The sequence below is a fragment of the Neisseria montereyensis genome (assembly GCF_024834045.1).
Lineage (GTDB): Bacteria > Pseudomonadota > Gammaproteobacteria > Burkholderiales > Neisseriaceae > Neisseria > Neisseria montereyensis.
The window spans coordinates 109,104-125,897 of record NZ_JANUXW010000006.1 but is presented as its reverse complement, the minus strand read 5'-3'; the positions used below and the strand labels follow the sequence as shown (position 1 = coordinate 125,897).

The following is a 16,794-nucleotide window of genomic DNA, read 5'->3' as shown; positions in this document are numbered from 1 at the left end:
CGCTGTTGGCTGCGTACGCGCTGATAATATTGTACGGCTTGGTATTTAAAGTCTAATGTATATTTGCTCATAAGAAAACTGCACCTTAATGGGTTGGAGGGGTGTCCAACTTTTGGGGTGCAGTTCATATTTCAGACGGCCTTTGTTTTTTAATAATATGTTTTAGACACCAAGTTGGCCGGTAAACACCTTTTTGGGTTTCCAAAAAGCGCGACCTGCTTTGGCTTTAATAGTAAGGCAACCGCCTTGCTCGCCATCGGTCATAATATGTATTGTTTTCAGACGGCCTTGTCGGAGTGCATGCCAAAGCGGTTCGAACCAACGTTGTTCCCAGGTTTCTAAAATATCTTTGTAGGCCCAGACATCGGCGGTGTAACCCGGGGTAGTTAGATCGTCTAGAAACAATAGGCCGTCTGAAACATCTGTTTCCATTTCGGCAATAATATCCTGCCAAGCGTTAAAGTCGTAGGGGGCATCTACAATATTGGCCGGATAAAATTGTGCCCACGGGCTGCTGCTGCCGAGTAGTGCCGTGCCTGCTTGCGAGCCTTTAATATCTTGCCATAACCATATACCGTTTATAGCGGGCATCCCGTTTACAGAACGTTCATTATTGAGCGTGTGGTTGTGTAGCCACATTTGAATTTCGGTTTGTTTTTGTAGCCATTGTCGGTTGTCGTTGCCTTCGGCACGAATAGTGCCGTCAAGTTGCCCTAATGCATCAAGTATGGGGCCAACTTGCCATTCGGGTTTTTTGGGTAGGGTAACCAGCCATAAATCGGGGCGTAGCGGATAGAAAAACCAACCATCGTCTTGTAAAAAAATATTCAAACCGTTACAGAAAGCCTCTGCTTCGTCTTGCTGTATTTGAATATCATTGCCACTTAGCATATCCATGTGGTGCATTCCCATTTGCTGCCAAACCGGGCTGGCAAATATCGCTGCTTTGTTGTCGGGAATGCCCAATATTTTTTTTGCATTGTTTAATAAACTACCGTTCCATAGCAGCTTGCCATAAAATGCAGAAGGTTTTGCCGGGGTGGTCTGAAAAGTGCCGAAACGCAACAGTTTATTGAAGAAAGGCAAATTTAAATCAGGTAGCGGGCTTTCAGTATTGAAGTTGAGAGAAGGAAGGGCTAAAGTTAAATTCATAAGTGTGGTGTGTTTCAGAAAAATTTGGATTATTTTACGCAATAGTGAACAGAACTAGCGACCTATATGACGCGAGACCGTTATATTATATAGTATCTATCCCTATGCTATATGTTGTTCTATCCCTATATAGCTTCTTTACCATATTGCAGGTATTTTTCACGCAGTAAAACATCTGTTTAAAGCAGGAAAGATGGATTTATGGTAAACTAAAACTATTATAAATGTATAAAATATTTGTGAAAATCAAAGCCATAAGGCTTAGTAAATGTAATAATTTCATATATAAAGAACCACCTAGAGGCATGACATGACCAAGCCCTTAAGTCATTTTTTAAAGGCGCCAGACCAGAATAATGATACCAATCACCAAACGGACGCCTTTTTAAAAACCGATTCCGACTCTGTTTCCGCAGTAGAAAATGCGAAAACAGAGCATATTGACGTCCCTGTATTTGATTCTGCCTATACTGCTAACGCTGCTTTTTTATCGGCAGAACCAATGATGACAGCGCCCGATTCGGCGAAATTTATTTCGGTTGAACCGGTGTTTATCCGACAGTTGCCACATGAGCAACCAGCTATACAACCTTATGCCGAAGACTCGATACTGTCCGAGACTCCGGTTGAGCAGGTCGCTCCTGCTGTTGACGTTCCATCACCTAAGCTTGTTGTTAGAGCAAAAGTTAATGCGGCAAAATCATTGGCTCCGGCTTTTAAACCCGCTAAAAATATTAAGCCAACGGTGTTTGTTAAGCCGAAAGCGGTTGAACCGGTAACTATAGCAGCAGAAGAGACTGTGGTGGAAAACGAACAACTCCCAACAACCGTATTACCGACTATGGAAGCAGTTGTTGCGGAAAGTATTGCTCCCGAAATCACGGAAAACGAACAAACACAAGTGACTTCGGCAGTTGCTCAGGAAAATCAGGGTAATGTTGAAGTAGTAGCAAAATCTATTACTGTTGATTCCTCTATGGAAGCGAGTGAGGAACAGAGTGGTACTCAGGCCGGTCAATTGCCGTTTGATGCCAAAGTGGCATTTTCTGAGCCGCTTAGTACAGCGTTTAAACCTGCAATGAATGTGAAACCGAGGGTTTCAGATACGCCTGCGGCAGACGGCAAGCAGATGGAGCCTGAGCCATCTCAATCTCTTGAAGCTCATCCGACTGCATTAGAACAGCAGGTCGATGAGCAAGCAACAGCAGAAGCAATTTTATCGGAAGCAACTTTTGTTGAGTCCGAGCCGGTAACAGTTGAATCGTTAGGGTATGAAACAAGCGAATTGGTTGTTGAGGAAGAATCAGCGGGTATAGCAAATAATATCGCTGAACCTGCGTCGGCGATGATGAGCGAATCCGAACAAATCGATCATATTGCTGTTGAACCTCATAGCAGCGATATCGTGGTAGATGAAATAGTTGCATCTCAGGCGGCAGTAGAAGCCGAAACGCCTATTATCGAAAAAGTGGCGGAGTCAACCGTTCATATGGATGATGCAGCACAATTAGCTGCCCAGTCGGTTGCGGTTGTGGAGAATACTTCTGATACCGTTACGTTGCCGTCTGAAAAAGCGGTTTCCAAACAAAAATCAACAGAGTATGTGCCACGGCGTATTATTCCTATCGTGTCTGTATCACAATCTGATAAGCCATTGAAAACCAAATGGCGGCTACCGGCTTTCAAAATGAAACAAAACCCGATAAAAGCGGCTGTTGCCATTTTATCAGGTACGCCTGCGGCGACCACGTTTAATCGTTTTTGGCAAAACAAACCGGTTCGCTGGTCGATTTTAGGTGTGTTGCTGCCGGTTTCAGGGGTAGTTGCTGCTTATGCTGTCACTGATCCGCGCCCTAGGGAAACACTCTATCAGGCTTCGCGTATGACTGAAGAACTGCCGCCCGTATATGTGGAAAGCGGTGCATCACAAGGCAGTTATTGGGCTCAGGAAGCTGTACAGCCCGGCGATTCGTTAACCGATGTTTTATTTCGTATGGATGTTCCGGAAAAAACAATCCGTGAAGTACTGACACACAGTTCGATTGATCGTAATGTGATTCAACTGCGTACGGGGCAATCCGTCAATGTTCGTTTTGATGCATCCGGTGATGTGACCGATGTTCAATTTTTCCACGATGATGATAATGGCTTCCGTGATTTGGTCGCTTTGGAAAAAGTGAATGGTAAATGGGGTGCTTCGACTTCTTCGATTGATACGGAATCCATGCCCACTTTACGCTCTATTCATGTGCGGACCTCTGCTCGTGGGGCAATGGCGCAGGCGGGCGTGCCCGTAGAGATTCGTGAGTCATTGAATGAAATTTTCACAGAGCTTGTGAATATCGATGAATTATCGCGTGGCGACTCTATCCGTTTGTTGTATGACAGTTTGTATTTCCGTGGTCAGGAAATGGCAACCGGTGATATTTTAGCGGCTGAAGTAGTGAAAGACGGCAAAACGTATCAGGCTTATTATTATAGCCAAGGCAAAGGCGACGAAGAGAGCGGCAGCTATTATGACCAAAACGGTAAGTCGTTGAGAATGCGTGAAGGATTTAATATTAAGCCTGTTGAATATACGCGTATTTCTTCACCTTATGGTGTGCGTATCCACCCCGTTCTCCATACAGTAAAAATGCATACCGGCGTTGATTATGCTGCGCCCACCGGTACGCCTATTCATGCAACAGCCGATGGTGTGTTGACTTTCAAAGGCTGGAAAGGCGGTTATGGTAATACGGTTATGCTTCAGCATAGTAATGGTATCGAAACGCTTTATGCCCATATGAGTGCTTTTTCATCTGCACAGGGTAAAGTGAAAGCCGGCGATGTTATCGGTTATGTCGGTACTTCGGGTCGTTCGACAGGGCCGCATTTACATTATGAAGTGCGCAAAAACGGTCAGCATATGAATCCGAGTGCTATTGCATTGCCAACGCCTAAATTAACGCCGGCCAATATGGCTGAATTCCGTAAGCAGCAACAAGAGTATTCAACCACTATGGCTGCGGTGCGGGATCTTCCGGTTACCGTAACACAATTGGATTAAAGTAAAAGTAATTGAAAAGTACCTGCTCAAGAAGCAGGTATTTTTTATGGTTTTTATATTGAACGAGAGGCCGTCTGAAAACTGTTTTTCAGACGGCCTCTTACTATTACCCAATACATTTCAGACGGCCTAATAAGCGATATTTCTGATAATAGGCTCTAAATTTGGAATCTACTCTATTTACTTAACAGATGTCAGTTTTTCCAATAAGGCTTGGCTGCCGGCGGAAACCAAGCGAAAAGTTTCATCAAAATTACCCGTATGCCAAGGATCCGGTACATAAGTGTAACCGCTTTCAGGTATCAAGTCGGTAAGTTTAAAGATTTTATCGGGTTGTCTGCCAAATAACCGTTCGAGCTCAGCCAGATTATTGTCATCCATCGCAATAATATAATCGTATGTATCGGCATCACCTGTTTGTACTTGGCTACTGGTAAAACCCATTGGGTCGATACCTTGTTGTTTTAGTTTTTTTAAGGTGCCCTGATGCATATTTTCACCATTATGCCAACCGGATGTTCCGGCGCTCGCAACAGTGAGTCTGTCGGATAAACCCAATTGAGCTGTCTGATGGCGAAATACATATTCTGCCATGGGCGAACGGCAGATATTGCCGAGACAAACAAATAAAATTTTCTGTTTTTCCATATCTATTGCTCTGAGAATAGGGGGTTATGGCCGGACATTTGAAGTGCTTCGGCATAATTAGGCATTTCGCCATCTTCCGGCAAGATGTCGTGTAGTAAGCGGATATTTTCTACTTGGCACTCTACCATTAAGTCTAAAAAGTTTTGCTGGATGGTTTCAATGCGGTCGGTAGGTGATAAGGGCCAAGTGAATACTTGTCCGGCCAGCTCAAAAGCACTTTCTGCCGCATTAAAACCAAATTCTAGTTTTCCGCTTTGCCGTGCCGCCATTACCACGCCGACACGCGGGCTTTGCAAGCGTATTGCACGAATAGCGTTGGCCGCAAAGACATCCATAGCCATTCGTTGGCGCATATGGCTGCCTTCGGTTAGGGCATTTAGCGGTGTTGTGGGTGCAAGCGGATTGGTGAATAGGGTGAGACCCGGTCGGGAAAGGCTTTTATGCCAAACCTGCATCAGGGGTAGGGCAGCTTCGCGTAGATTGTTGGAAAGAGCCGTCTGAATATCCTTGTTGCCGTAGCCTAAGGCAAAAACAACATGAACGGATTGACCGGAAGGTATTTCTAAATCGGATTGTGGTAGTTCGGCGGCAAATGCTTCGGCCGCTTCTTTATTTTGTTTGGCTGAAAACCATTTTCCCGCCTTAACGGCTGCTAAGTCTGCAGAATGTACTAATTTTGGCAGCCATGTGGTTTGTAGTAACGGGCGTAAATTAGGATAGTCGGCTAGGCAGGCGCAAAGTTCTACGGATGGTGTGTCAAGAGGAAGGGTGATTGATTGGTTGGTGCCGGCTACTAAAACTACAGGTAGGGCAAACCATTGAATTTCTTCATCGGTTTTGGCTTTTAAAGTATCGTCTAAACCTTCGAGTAAGGCTATATAGCTGCTTGTGTCGGAAACCATGCTCATGGCAACGGATAGACCGAGATAATGGTTTTGTTGCAACATGGTGTAGATTTCTGCTTTTAGTGATTCGGCTGCTAATTTCCGTTGGGCAGCAGAGGTGCTCTTAGCTATTTGGTTAGCGTAAACCAGCAAGCTATTTTTTACAGGATCGCTGGGGTAGGGTCGGGTATCGGGTAGGGTAAAGGGCGGCATAATTTTGAACTTTCAATTGGTTTTATGGTTTCGACTTTGGAAGTCGGCATTATCTAGAGGTGAGATGTGGGGTCAAATGAGAGAAAATCTATACTCATTTATTGGTGTTGTCGAAAGTTTTATAGATTATCGAATGTTGATGGTTATGGATGTCGGTTAAAGAGAATGTTTTATGTAATTGATTTCGATGTTGAACAGAATATAGGTTTTGATTATCAGGCTGTTGATGCTTGATAAAATGCCGTTAACTCAATAAGTTGTTTTTCGAGTTAACGGCATTTGATTTTATTGCAATACTAACTATCTTAGCTCGGCCTTAAGGCACCAACCAACCGATAAAGAAGGATAAGGTCAGAATACCGGCCACTGAAGATACCAGTAAGGTTGCACCGGAAACCGCCGGGCGTACGTTGACTGTTGCCCCGAAGACCAATCCGAAGAATGCGGATGGAATGGCCATTAGGATAACGGCACGAACAGTAGTTTCGTGATCAATGCCCATTGCCAATGCGATACCGAAAGTTAGGAAGGGCTGAACCACATTACCCAGAACAGTACTCCAAGTTACATTGCTATCAATCTTGATAGATTGGGCTGAGAGTAATAGTCCGGTTAGGAACAGACCGACACCGCCGGTAGCCATTGTAATCGGTCCGAATGCAGTACCGACAATTGCCGGCATCGGAATGCCGAGAATCGCCCATATCAAACCGAGTACAGGTAAGAAGAATACCGGCGTCTTCACTGCACCTGCTAGCCCTTTAAGAAACTCATGTCCGACAGATACTTGAGTACCGGGCGATGAAGTTCCCATTCTCAATTGAGCCAGGGCAATCGGTGTAACGAAGATTGAACCTGCGGCAATGGCAATGGCAACCAATAAAGCTGCTTGGTCACCATACAGCGGCAACATCAGCGGGATACCGATTGATGCATAGTTGGGGAATGCAATGGTTAACGATTGCACAACACCTTCGGACAGGTTAAGTCCGAAATACTTACGCTGCATCCAGAGCGAACCCATATACAGAATAAGCATGGAGATACCAATGACGATAATCAGTGCCAGGTTCGGCATGATCACTTCTCTCGGTGTCCGTGAAATCGCAATAAACATGGTTAACGGTACCATGAAAGTCATCAACATAACGTTGATGGTTTTCACGTTTTTGTTGTCAACCATCCCCCGTTTTCCGGCAACATAACCGATTAACAAACCAACATAAATCGGCAATAGTGCGCTAACGATGATATTAAACATTGAGTTGCGCCTCCGTTTTTAGTAGATGTCGCCTTTGTTGGGGTCTACTACCACGTCAATAAGGTGGGTATGCGGATCGTTCAATGCTTTGGTCAGAGCTGCATCCAAATCTGCGGTATTGTCTACACGAGAAGCATTGAGGCCATAACCTTCGGCGATTTTAACCATATCAATGGATGGTAAATCCATTCCCGGGGTATTGGTTGCACCCAAGAATTTAGAGAATGATTTCAATGCACCATATCCGCCGTTATTGAGCACAATAACAGTCAGCGGCAGTTTATGTTGGGCCGCAGTCCACAATGCTTGGATAGAATATTGCATAGAACCATCACCAATCAGCGCTACCACTTTACGTTTGTCGTGTGCCAAAGCAACACCGACAGAGGCAGGCAAGCCATAGCCCAAACCACCGCTAGACATAGTGTAGAAACCACCTTGTTGGGTGATAGGCAGGTTTTTCTGCATGGCAGGACGGTGAGAAGGGGCTTCTTCTACCAAAACAGCATCTTTAGGCATCAGTTCGGACAGACGAGATAGAACATAAGCTGCTGAAGGCATGCCGTCTTCTTTTTCCGGAGTGCTGCGTGCTACTTTTAAAGGTTCGGCAACATCTGCTGCAGGTTTTTCAGGCAAGAATGAAATTAAGCGATCAAGCGATTCTTTCAATTCACCTACCAAGCTCAGTTCGGTTCTTGCTCTTGCGGCTGAATTTGAATCGGCAGTCAGTTGTAGAATGCGTGTATCTTTGCTGGTCAATACATCGGCTTTACCGTCTACGTGGAAAGTAAATACCGGTGCGCCGGCAACAAAAACAACGTCGTGGCGTTCAAGCATTTTAGACAAGCCGGCAGGGATGGCAGGCAGGAAACCGCCAAATTGAGGATGGTCTTCCGGGAATGCAGTAGCAGCTGCAACAGGTGCTGTGTAAACGGTAGCGCCAGTGCGTTCGGCCAAGCGAACAGCGTTATCATAAGCATCGAAAGCGTCAATTTCTGTACCTACTACCAAAGCAGGGCGTTTTGCACCAGCTAAGGCTTTGGCAATTTCTTTCAAACCATCTTCGCGGGCAGGACCGAAGCCGATGGATTTGCCTACCGGATAAGGATCGCATGGTTGATCCCAGTCATCATTCGGAACGGAAATGAATGTCGGGCCATACGGAGGTTGCATAGCCACTTCGAAGCAGCGAACCAATGCAGCAGGTACGTCTTGTGCATTAGCAGGTTGAATAGCCCATTTCACATAAGGTTTCGGGAATACTGTTGGGTCATCAGCTGCCAGATAAGCATCGGAAGAAAGTAGAGAGCGTGATTGTTGACCGGCTAAAATCACAACAGGTGCTTGGTTTTTATAGCTAGTAAAGAGATTGCCCAAACTATTACCCAAACCGGCTGCAGTATGGAGGTTAACAAAAGTTGGGCGGCCTGTAACACGGGCTTCACCATCAGCCATACCTACTGCTGATGCTTCATGCAAACCCAGAACATATTCGAAATCTTCCGGCCAGTTTCCTAAGAAGGCAAGTTCGGTAGAGCCGGGATTGCCATAAACTCGGTGAACACCAAGATCACGTAAAACCTGAATAACAACATCACGAACGGTTAATTGATTAGACGACATGATTTTTCCTTTTCTGTTTGTTGTTGGATAAATAATATGATTGTTTATAAAGCATCAAATCTATAAGTTATCCATTATTTCAGGCATGGTAATTGCATACCATGTCGGCAAGTATTATGGATACATTGCTGAGAAAATTATAAGGCTTTTTATGAAAATGATGCAATATTTATAAAGGAAACAGTTTGTGTCTTAGGAGTTGATGCCGCTGATTTTTATTAATTTTATGGTATATTTTGTTGTGTATGGATATTAATATGTTAAATATTGAAATATATAGCTAAATAAATTTAAAGAAACTGGTATGGGTAAACCGGATTTCTTGATTAGAGTCATATTCAGATTGTTTTTATTTAAAGTTTATATTTTCAGACGGCCTATTGTGATTTGCTGCAACATACTGAGATTAACAAATCCTAGTATGTTGCGGCAAACAGTGGTTTAGAATATGTCGTTATGATTTAAGCATTAAATCAATTCCAAATCCGGCCCTGCGTTTTGGGCACGACGGCTGCGCAGTTGGATATCTAAGCGTAGATCGTGGGCGGAATCTGCATTTTTAATAGCATCTTGGAAGCTAATATGGCCTTGTTCGTAAAGTTCGTATAAAGCCTGATCAAATGTTTGCATACCCATACTTTGCGATTTCTTCATGATTTCTTTAATTGAATGCACATCACCTTCATGAATCAACTCGGCGATTAAGGGTGAATTCAGTAATACTTCCACGGCAGCTACACGGCCTTTACCGCCTTCGCGCGGAATCAGACGTTGTGAAACAAATGCTTGCAGGTTGAGTGATAAATCGGTTAGCAGTTGGGTACGCCGCTCTTCCGGGAAGAAGTTGATAATACGGTCAAGCGCCTGATTGGTACTGTTGGCGTGAAGCGTGGCCATACAAAGGTGGCCGGTTTCGGCAAAAGCAATGGCGTAGTCCATGGTTTCACGGTCGCGTATCTCACCGATAAGAATGACATCGGGCGCTTGGCGCAGCGTATTTTTTAATGCGGCAAACCAGTTTTCGGTATCTACGCCGACTTCGCGCTGGGTAATGATGCAGTTTTTATGATTGTGTACAAACTCAATCGGGTCTTCGATGGTAATAATATGATCTTGGCTGTTTTCGTTGCGGTAGTCGATCATGGAAGCCAAAGAAGTTGATTTGCCCGAACCCGTGCCGCCGACAAAAATCACCAAACCGCGTTTTTTCATGGCGATTTGTTGCAAAATCGGCGGCAAGTTGAGACTTTCAAATTTGGGTATATTACTGGTGATGGTACGGAATACCAACGCGGTTGCACCACGCTGCACCATGGCATTAACACGGAAACGGCTGGTGTCCGGCAAACTGATGGCAAAGTTGCATTCGTTGGTATTGGTAAACTCTTCCATTTGTTTGGGCGACATAATAGAAAATGCAATTTCCATACAACGTTCGGGTGTCAGCGGTGTTTCATTAATGCGTGTGATTTTGCCGTCCAGTTTCATGGCCGGTGGGAAATTGGCCGTAATAAAAAGGTCAGAGCCTTTATATTTGGTTAATGTTCTAAGTAGAGAATGGATTTCCTCTTTTGCAGGTAACGGATTTTCATTCATTTTTTTCTGTCCCTTACGGATTTTATTAAACGGGTAATTATACCAAAATTTAAGTTTGGTATTGGAATATGATAACGGATATGTCGGTGTAATGGCATTACTTTGTTTGGCAGATAGTAGCGTTGTGCCATTTTATCCAAGTGTTTGATAGTGCATAGGTTGGAAAGTGCCTAAGTAGGGTGTGCAGTAGTAGTTTATCTGTCGTGTGACCCGTATAATAAGCACATTTATATTAAATGGGAAAATGTGATGCCGGAGCAACAATCTTATCAAACCGTAGCTGTCATCGGCGCAATGGAGCCTGAAATCGAGCTGTTGAAAAACAGTATGGAAAATGTGCAGACGGAGACCTTTGGTCAATTTACCGTACATCGCGGTATGTTAAACGGTAAACAGGTAGTGTTGGCTTTGAGCGGTATCGGGAAGGCCAATGCGGCGGCGGTAACCGCTTTGGTAGTGAGCCGTTTTGCGCCGGATTGTGTGATTAATACGGGCAGCGCCGGCGGTGTTGGGCAGGGAGTGAAAACCGGTGATGTGGTGATTGGTATACACGTTGCCCATCATGATGTCGATGTGACGGCATTCGGTTATAAGGTGGGACAGGTTCCGCAGCTTCCTGCCGTATTTGAAAGTGATGCCGACTTAGTGGTTCGTGCGGAAAAAGCGGCAGCGGCTTTTGATGGCGCAGCCGTTTATCGCGGCTTGATTGTAAGTGGCGATCAGTTTGTTCATAGTCGTGACAAAGTCGCTACTATACGGTCGAATTTCGATGGTGTGCTGGCGTTGGAAATGGAAGCTGCCGCGATTGCGCAAACGTGTTTTCAGTTGAAAGTGCCGTTTGTGGTGGTTCGTGCCATATCCGATGCGGCGGATGAAGAAGCGGAAACCAGCTTTGAAACATTCTTGCAAACCGCTTCGGTTAATTCCGCCCGTATGGTGATGGCGATTTTATAAGTTTGAGGCCGTCTGAAAGCAAGATTTCAGACGGCCTTTATTGAAATAGTCTGATTCTTGATGATGACTGTATGCGTATGTAGTTAAGTTTGCTATTGGTGAAATATTGCCACTAAAAAATCATTTTGTTTCGGAGAAGTTCCATGTTTCATTTTGCCCATTCCCAATCTGAATTACGCCGTGCCGTTACGGCAGCCTACCGCCGCGATGAAGAAGAAGCCGTTGCCGACTTATTAGCGCGCGCGGCAATGAGTGCATCTGAAAAAGAGGCGGCGGCCGTGTTGGCGCGGCGCTTGGTGGCGCAGGTGCGTGCAGGGCGCACTAAGGCCAGTGGTGTAGATGCTTTAATGCATGAGTTTGCCTTGTCGAGTGAAGAGGGTGTGGCATTAATGTGTTTGGCCGAAGCTTTATTGCGCATCCCTGATAATGCCACGCGCAATAAACTGATTCGGGATAAATTATCCGGTGGTAATTGGAAGAGCCATTTAAATAACAGCCCGTCGTTGTTTGTGAATGCGGCAGCGTGGGGTTTGTTGGTTACCGGTAAATTAACGTCTGCCACGAATGAACAGAATTTGGGTATGGCGTTGACCCGTATTATCGGCAAAGGCGGCGAACCGGTGATTCGCAAAGGCGTGGATTATGCAATGCGGTTGTTGGGCAAGCAGTTTGTTACCGGACAAACCATTGAAGAGGCCTTGCAAAACGGCAAAGAGCGCGAAAAAGCGGGTTATCGTTTTTCTTTCGATATGTTGGGTGAGGCAGCGATGACGCAGGCGGATGCCGACCGTTATTATCAGGATTATGTGCGGGCGATTCATGCCATCGGTCAAGATTCGGGCGGTGCGGGCGTTTATGAAGGTAACGGTATTTCGGTGAAACTGTCGGCCATTCATCCGCGTTATGCACGCGCCCAACGCGGCCGCGTGATGGATGAATTATTGCCGCGTTTGAAGGCATTATTTTTATTTGCAAAACAATACGATATCGGCTTGAATATCGACGCCGAAGAAGCCAACCGCTTGGATTTGTCGCTGGATTTGATGGAAGCTTTGGTATCCGACCCGGAATTGGCAGGTTTTAACGGCATTGGTTTTGTGGTGCAGGCGTATCAGAAACGCTGCCCGTTTGTAATTGATTATTTAATTGATTTGGCGCGGCGAAACGGCCGGAAGTTGATGATACGGTTGGTTAAAGGGGCGTATTGGGACAGTGAAATCAAATGGGCGCAGGTAGACGGTTTGGATGGCTATCCCGTTTATACCCGCAAAGTGCATACCGATGTTTCCTATCTGGCTTGCGCACGCAAACTGTTGGCCGCACAAGATGCGGTTTTCCCACAATTTGCGACTCATAACGCCTATACCTTATCGGCCGTTTACCAAATGGGTGAGGGCAAGGATTATGAGTTCCAGTGTTTGCACGGCATGGGCGAAACCTTATACGACCAAGTGGTCGGCGCGAAAAACTTAGGCCGCCGTGTACGCATTTATGCACCGGTAGGCACGCATGAAACGCTGTTGGCTTATTTGGTGCGCCGTTTATTGGAAAACGGAGCAAACTCGTCGTTTGTGAACCAGATTGTGGATGAAAAAGTCAGTATTGACGATTTAATCAAATGCCCGCTAGATGCAGCCGCACAAACTCAAGGCAAAATGCATGCGGCTTTACCACTGCCGCGCCATCTGTATGGTTCGGGCCGTCTGAATTCATACGGCTTGGATTTGAGTAATGAGTCGGTATTGCAAAAGCTCGAAGAAGAAATGAACGCCGCCGCTCAGCAAAACTTTCAGACGGCCTCAATCACTGCTGCCACGATTCAAAGCGATGAGCCGCATCCGGTTTTGAGTCCGGCCAATCATAATGATGTAGTCGGGACGGTAGCTTTTATTCAGACGGCCTCTATTGCCGATGTGGTTGCGGCAGCCAAGCAGGCCGAACAGGCATGGGCGGCTAAGCAGCCGTCTGAAAGGGCGGAATGTTTGCGCCGTTTCGCGGATTTGTTGGAAGAACATATGCCGCAGTTGATGATGTTGGCCGTGCGCGAAGCCGGCAAAACCTTGAATAACGCTATTGCCGAAGTGCGCGAAGCGGTGGATTTTTGCCGTTATTATGCCGATGAAGCGGAAACCACATGCGCCGCTAGAGCACCGGTCGGCACTGTAGTGGCGATTAGCCCGTGGAATTTTCCGTTGGCCATTTTTGTGGGTGAAATCACGGCTGCGTTGGCAGTCGGCAATACCGTGATTGCCAAGCCTGCCGAACAGACCAGTTTAATCGCCCATTATGCGGTACGCCTATTGCATGAGGCCGGTGTGCCGGAAAATGTTTTGCAGTTGGTATTGGGTGCAGGGGAGGCAGGTGCCGCTTTAACGCAAGATACGCGCATCAATGGCGTGGTGTTTACCGGTTCTACCGAAGTGGCCAAACTGATTAATCAGACTCTAAGCAAACGTACCGATTCTCCCGTTTTGATTGCCGAAACAGGTGGGATGAACGCCATGATTGTCGATAGCACCGCCCTAGCCGAACAGGTGTGTGTCGATGTATTGAATTCGGCTTTTGATAGTGCCGGACAACGGTGTTCCGCTTTGCGTATTTTGTGCGTACAGGAAGAAGTGGCCGATCATATGATTGATATGATTAAAGGGGCGATGAATGAATTGGTGGTTGGTGATCCAATTAAATTGGCGACCGATGTCGGCCCGGTAATTGACGAAGAAGCCCAACAAAACCTATTGGCACACATTAATAAAATGAAAGGGATTGCCAAGTCTTATCATGAAATCAGGCCGTCTGCAACCGGTAAGAAAGGCACTTTTGTTGCCCCTGTTTTATTCGAGCTGAATGATCTCAATGAATTACAACGCGAAGTGTTCGGCCCTGTATTGCATGTTGTCCGCTATCGGGCACATGAGCTAGACGGATTGATTCGACAAATCAACAGTAAAGGCTATGCGCTGACACACGGTATTCATAGCCGTATCGACGATACCATCCGCCATATTTCCAGCCGTATCGAAGCGGGTAATATTTATGTAAACCGTAATATTGTCGGTGCCGTTGTCGGTGTACAACCTTTCGGCGGGCATGGCTTGTCGGGTACGGGGCCTAAGGCCGGCGGGGCGTTGTATCTTCAAAAACTCAGTCGGGGCGCATGGCGGATACCTGAATTAAGCAAACAGGGGCAGGCCGATGAGAGCAAGTTGGCCGTTTTAGACAAACTGATGCGGCAAATGGGGTTTGATCATGATGCACAAGTGCGCTTGGGCGGTGTGATAGGGCAGGCGCGCATACACACTTTGCGCGGTGCCGAAGCTTTATTGCCCGGCCCGACCGGCGAGCGTAATACCGTCGTTTGGCGTGCACCGGAAAAAGTACGCTTGTATGGCGGTCGCTTAGAGCAGGCTTTTGCCGCTCTTATCCAAATTGCCGCTGCAGGCTCGTCTGTTATCGTGGTGCCGGAACATCCGTTGGCCATTTGGCAGGAACATTCAGACGGCCTGATTGAAGTCAGCAACCGTAAAATACCTGAAAGCACTGCTTATTGGATTGCATTGGAACAGCCCGGAGTCGAACTGAAGCAACAGGCTGCGCTGCAAGATGGTGCGATTATTAAAATCATCCATGCGGCTGATCATTTGGATATTTTACAAATTTTTGAAGAGATTAGCGTTAGCGTCAATACTACGGCGGCAGGCGGTAATGCCAGCCTGATGGCGATGGCCGATAGTTAATTAATTGTTATCGTGTTGTTCATGTATAAGCAATAGGCCGTCTGAAAAGTGATCTGACCCCCAAATCTTGGACAAACATAAAAGCCTTTTCAGGCTGCCTTTTCGAGCTGGGTTCTGTATGCCACGGGACTCAGCTTTTTCAATTTCAAACTACATCTGTCATGATTGTAGTACCGGATATAGTCGTCTATTGTCTGCATCAGCTCTGTTGTCGAAAGTCTGCCTTCCTGATAAAAGCATTCCGTCTTCAGTATCGCAAAGAAGCTTTCCATCGGTGCATTATCCCAACAATTGCCTTTACGCGACATACTCTTCACTATACCGTGTTCCGCCAACGTACGGCGGTAGGCTTCCGTACGGTACAACACACCTTGATCGGAATGCAGCAGCACTTTATCTGTCTTTGTCAGCTTACAAACCGCATCATTCAGCATTCTTTCCACCATCTCGCTGTTCGGGCGGCGGCTCATTGAGTAAGCGACGATTTCCCGGTTAAATACATCCAATATCGGTGACAGATACAGTTTACCGTTGCTACACTTGAATTCGGTGGCATCAGTCAGCCATTTCTCATTGGGTTTTTGCGCCTCAAAGCGGCGGTTCAGAATATTATCCGACGGTTCGCCCATTGCCGGGTGACGGTAGGCTTTTTTCGGACGCACTTTAGCTTTCAATTGCAACAGTTTCATCAAACGGGCAACCTTTTTCTTATTCCATGACAAAGTGGCGGCAATCCGCCTGTATCCGTAACGCCCTTGATGGCGGGCATAAACTTCGGCAACGGTAGCTTTGTCCTGTTCGTCCGGGTCGGGTCGGCCGTGGTGGTAATAAAAGCTGCTTTTGGGCAGTGCAGCACTGTGCAGCAGGTATTTAAGCGGATATTTGGCCCTCAGTGCTTGGACGGCTTCGCTTTTTTGGCGGCCGCTTCTTTCTGCCTGAGGGCTTTTAATTCCTTTAGATAGTCGTTCTCCGCCCGCATATAGCGTAACTCTTCGATCAGTTCCGCCTGTGTTTTTTCGTGGTCGGGTTTATCGACGATAAAGGGGTTTTTACGTTTGATGGTCATAATGGCCTGCGGATGCTCCAGTGCGCGGATGCCGCCTTGGTTGTATGCGGCTATCCAACGGCGTAAATGGGTACGGGAAATATTAAAGTGATCGGCGGTACGCTGTTGGCTGCGTACGCGCTGATAATATTGTACGGCTTGGTATTTAAAGTCTAATGTATATTTGCTCATAAGAAAACTGCACCTTAATGGGTTGGAGGGGTGTCCAACTTTTGGGGTGCAGTTCAAACATTTCAGACGGCCTATCGGTTTTTATCCGAATCGAAGCGATAGTCAGAGAATTGAATATTTAGATTTAAATGTTTTCTATTACAAAGCAACTCTATTGCAAGGTGAAGCATCGGTAAAACCGCATAATGTTTATTGCCTGAAAAAATAGTCTGTTAGCAAATGAAAATAGGTTTTTCTGATAAAAAAGCTTGCATGGGTAGGCCGATTCTGATTTAATACGACTCTCTTTGAGTAAGGCCAGATAGCTCAGTCGGTAGAGCAACGGATTGAAAATCCGTGTGTCGGCGGTTCGATCCCGCCTCTGGCCACCAATTAACCGCTAAACAGCGGTTATTTTTTTTATCTGTTGTTTTTCAGTCGAATAAAATATCTAAACATTA

General features: G+C 46.1%; 11 protein-coding genes and 1 tRNA gene. 4 read left to right on the top strand and 8 right to left on the bottom strand.

The window, feature by feature from the left end:
• Nucleotides 1-162: 162 nt before the first annotated feature.
• On the bottom strand, nt 163-1,152 hold the full coding sequence (locus NXS09_RS07775) for a hypothetical protein (protein WP_259291982.1): 990 nt from the start codon (nt 1,150-1,152) through the stop codon (nt 163-165).
• 1,687 nt (nt 1,153-2,839) lie between these two features.
• On the opposite strand from NXS09_RS07775, the gene NXS09_RS07770 reads away from it, so the two are divergent.
• A complete protein-coding gene (locus tag NXS09_RS07770) occupies nt 2,840-4,201 on the top strand; it encodes a M23 family metallopeptidase (protein ID WP_353617928.1) in 1,362 nt (453 codons plus the stop codon).
• A 180-nt stretch (nt 4,202-4,381) separates the two neighbouring features.
• On the opposite strand, the gene NXS09_RS07765 is transcribed toward NXS09_RS07770, so the two are convergent.
• The 5 genes from NXS09_RS07765 to NXS09_RS07745 form a co-directional block, all read right to left on the bottom strand.
• Nucleotides 4,382-4,849 carry a low molecular weight protein-tyrosine-phosphatase gene (locus NXS09_RS07765; protein WP_259291981.1) on the bottom strand — a complete coding sequence of 156 codons (468 nt, stop codon included), beginning with the start codon at nt 4,847-4,849 and terminating at the stop codon, nt 4,382-4,384.
• A 2-nt stretch (nt 4,850-4,851) separates the two neighbouring features.
• Nucleotides 4,852-5,946, bottom strand: a complete 1,095-nt coding sequence (locus NXS09_RS07760) for a conjugal transfer protein (RefSeq protein WP_259291980.1) — start codon at nt 5,944-5,946, stop codon at nt 4,852-4,854.
• Nucleotides 5,947-6,262: 316 nt separating this feature from the next.
• Nucleotides 6,263-7,207 (bottom strand): AEC family transporter, encoded by a 945-nt coding sequence (locus NXS09_RS07755; protein WP_259291979.1) that lies wholly within the window; start codon nt 7,205-7,207, stop codon nt 6,263-6,265.
• A gap of 18 nt (nt 7,208-7,225) precedes the next feature.
• On the bottom strand, nt 7,226-8,830 hold the full coding sequence (gene mdlC, locus NXS09_RS07750) for a benzoylformate decarboxylase (RefSeq protein ID WP_259291978.1): 1,605 nt from the start codon (nt 8,828-8,830) through the stop codon (nt 7,226-7,228).
• A gap of 468 nt (nt 8,831-9,298) precedes the next feature.
• A complete protein-coding gene (locus NXS09_RS07745; RefSeq protein WP_259291977.1) occupies nt 9,299-10,426 on the bottom strand; it encodes a PilT/PilU family type 4a pilus ATPase in 1,128 nt (375 codons plus the stop codon).
• Nucleotides 10,427-10,675: 249 nt separating this feature from the next.
• Here NXS09_RS07745 and NXS09_RS07740 point away from each other — a divergent pair, with 249 nt between their 5' ends.
• Both NXS09_RS07740 and putA read left to right on the top strand, forming a co-directional pair.
• Nucleotides 10,676-11,380: a 5'-methylthioadenosine/adenosylhomocysteine nucleosidase gene (locus NXS09_RS07740; protein ID WP_259291976.1), complete on the top strand. Its 705-nt coding sequence runs from the start codon at nt 10,676-10,678 to the stop codon at nt 11,378-11,380.
• Nucleotides 11,381-11,523: 143 nt separating this feature from the next.
• Nucleotides 11,524-15,117 (top strand): bifunctional proline dehydrogenase/L-glutamate gamma-semialdehyde dehydrogenase PutA, encoded by a 3,594-nt coding sequence (gene putA / locus NXS09_RS07735; RefSeq protein ID WP_259291975.1) that lies wholly within the window; start codon nt 11,524-11,526, stop codon nt 15,115-15,117.
• 89 nt (nt 15,118-15,206) lie between these two features.
• On the opposite strand, the gene NXS09_RS07730 is transcribed toward putA, so the two are convergent.
• Nucleotides 15,207-15,980 carry an IS3 family transposase gene (locus tag NXS09_RS07730; RefSeq protein WP_259291986.1) on the bottom strand — a complete coding sequence of 258 codons (774 nt, stop codon included), beginning with the start codon at nt 15,978-15,980 and terminating at the stop codon, nt 15,207-15,209.
• A gap of 26 nt (nt 15,981-16,006) precedes the next feature.
• Nucleotides 16,007-16,354, bottom strand: a complete 348-nt coding sequence (locus tag NXS09_RS07725; RefSeq protein WP_259291974.1) for a helix-turn-helix domain-containing protein — start codon at nt 16,352-16,354, stop codon at nt 16,007-16,009.
• Between the two features lie 295 nt (nt 16,355-16,649).
• Here NXS09_RS07725 and NXS09_RS07720 point away from each other — a divergent pair.
• A tRNA-Phe gene (locus tag NXS09_RS07720) sits at nt 16,650-16,725 on the top strand.
• The last annotated feature ends 69 nt before the right edge of the window (nt 16,726-16,794 follow it).